1 protein-coding gene is annotated in these 396 nt (G+C 68.4%); it reads right to left on the bottom strand.

All coding sequences use genetic code 11. The features are described 5' to 3' along the window. Positions 1 to 354, bottom strand: a 354-nt coding sequence (locus F8M74_RS37395; protein ID WP_205604121.1) for an arginase family protein, incomplete at its 3' end; no start/stop codon positions are given. Between the last annotated feature and the right edge of the window lie 42 nt (positions 355 to 396).

Genomic DNA, 396 nt, shown 5'->3' with positions numbered 1-396 from the left:
GCCCTGCTCGCGGCACCAGCGCGCGACGGCGGTGATCGAACCGATCCCCAGGCAGTGGTCGCCGCCGAGCATGATGGGCATGCGGCCGGCCTGCAGCTCGGCGTAGCTGGCTTCCATCAGTGCATGGTTCCACGCCACCACTTCATCCAGATGGCGGTAGCCTTCCACCGGCGCGGTCCACGGGTTGCGCGGGCCATCCAGATTGCCCACGTCACGGACGTCCACACCACGTGCTTCCAGCGCCTCCGGCAGGCCCGCCACGCGCAGCGCCTCCGGCCCCAGCCGTGCACCGCGATGGCCCGCACCGACGTCGGTGGGAACGCCAATCAGGGATACGGAGATGGTATGGGCCATGGGTGCCTCCTGCGGTGGGAAAAAAGAAGCACAGTCTAGCCA

The sequence above is a fragment of the Myxococcus sp. CA023 genome (assembly GCF_010998615.1).
Classification (GTDB): domain Bacteria; phylum Myxococcota; class Myxococcia; order Myxococcales; family Myxococcaceae; genus Myxococcus.
The sequence above is the reverse complement of the archived record's forward strand: the minus strand, read 5'-3'. Positions and strand labels throughout refer to the sequence as shown.